The sequence below is a fragment of the Janibacter limosus NBRC 16128 genome (genome assembly GCF_001570985.1).
Lineage (GTDB): Bacteria > Actinomycetota > Actinomycetes > Actinomycetales > Dermatophilaceae > Janibacter > Janibacter limosus.
Genome location: NZ_BCSS01000093.1, coordinates 1 through 1,353 on the forward strand (window position 1 = coordinate 1; position 1,353 = coordinate 1,353).

The 1,353-nt window shown below is 66.4% G+C and carries 1 protein-coding gene and 1 other annotated feature; the gene reads right to left on the reverse strand.

Annotated features, from left to right (window positions below; genetic code table 11):
- Positions 1 to 31: 31 nt before the first annotated feature.
- Positions 32 to 1,299 (reverse strand): IS3 family transposase gene (locus JLI01S_RS16480; RefSeq protein WP_157075030.1). Its coding sequence is split into 2 segments (ribosomal slippage): positions 32 to 996 and positions 996 to 1,299, totalling 1,269 coding nucleotides; the frame shifts between segments, so codons are not numbered across the junction.
- Positions 866 to 1,000 (reverse strand) — a sequence feature (AL1L pseudoknot). (Overlaps the previous gene by 135 nt.)
- Positions 1,300 to 1,353: the final 54 nt, after the last annotated feature.

Consider the following 1,353-nt stretch of genomic DNA (forward strand, 5'->3'; position numbering starts at 1 on the left):
TGAATCGCACTGGGTCTGATGGAGGCTCGGGCTATTGGATTCCAACCAAGGTCTGGTCGGTCCGTTTCGTAGCGTAGAACGTCTCCTCGAACTCTGCTGGCGGGACGTCGTCGAGGTAGCCGTGAAGCCGCTCGTGGTTGTGCCAGTGGACCCAGGACAGGGTGGCGAGCTCGACGTCCTCGATCGTCTTCCACGGCCGCCCCTCACGCGCGGGACCGCGGATCAACTCGGCCTTGTAGTAGCCGTTCACGGTCTCGGCCAGCGCATTATCGTAGGAATCGCCGACGGTGCCGATCGAGGGCACGGCGCCGATCTCGGCAAGGCGTTCGCCGTATCGAATCGACGTGAATTGGCTGCCCGCATCGCTGTGGCACCGCAGTCCGGTGAGCTGGGTGCCGCGTGACCATCGGGCCATCTCGATGGCGTCCAGGACCATGGTGGTCCGCATGTGCGAGGCGACCCTCCACCCCACGATCATCCGCGAGCAGGCGTCGATGATGAAGCAGACGTAGGCCACACCTGCCCAGGTCGGCACGAATGTCAGATCGGTGACCCACAACTGGTTCGGGGCCGTAGCGGTGAAGTCGCGGCCCACCAGGTCCGGGTGCCGCGGCCTGCCCGGCTCGGGCTTGGTGGTGCGCACCCGTTTGGTTCGCCGCACACCCTCGATCCCCGCGGTGCGCATCAGTCGAGCGACCTGGTCGCGCCCGACGTCGTGGCCACCACGTCGGGCCGCCTTCCAGATCTTCCGGGCGCCGTAGACCCGGTAGTTGTCCTCCCATATCTGGCGCACCACGGGTCCCGTGACGGCGTCGCGCTGGGACCGCGCCGAAGGCCGGCGTGCCTTGATCTCGTAGTAGCTGCTCGGGGCCACCTGCAGCACGCTGCAGATGAGCTCGACCCCCAGACGCCGGCCCGCGATGACGTCCTCGCGGTTGGCGTCGATGAACGCGGCTACTTCTTGTGCTGGCGGTCGAGCTCCGCCCCAAAGAAATGGGCGGCGCGCTTGAGAATTTCATTGGCTCGCTTGAGCTCGCGGTTCTCCTGCTCGAGGGCCTTCATCCTCGCGGCGTCGCTGGTGCTGACCCCCGGCACGTGGCCCTCGTCGATGTCGGCTTGGCGTACCCAGGACCGCACCGATTCGGTGCCGTACCCGAGCTGGGCGGCGACGCGTTGCACCGTGCCGTGCTCAGTGCCCAGCTCCGCACGCAGCGTTCTGACCATCCGCACCGCAGCGGCCTTCTCTTCAGGGCTGTAGCGACGCGTGGTCGGCTTCCCTGGGGTGGTGTCCTTCGGCATGAGTCCATCCTCGTTTCCAAACGATGGAGACTCCAACCAACCCAGTGCGCTTCA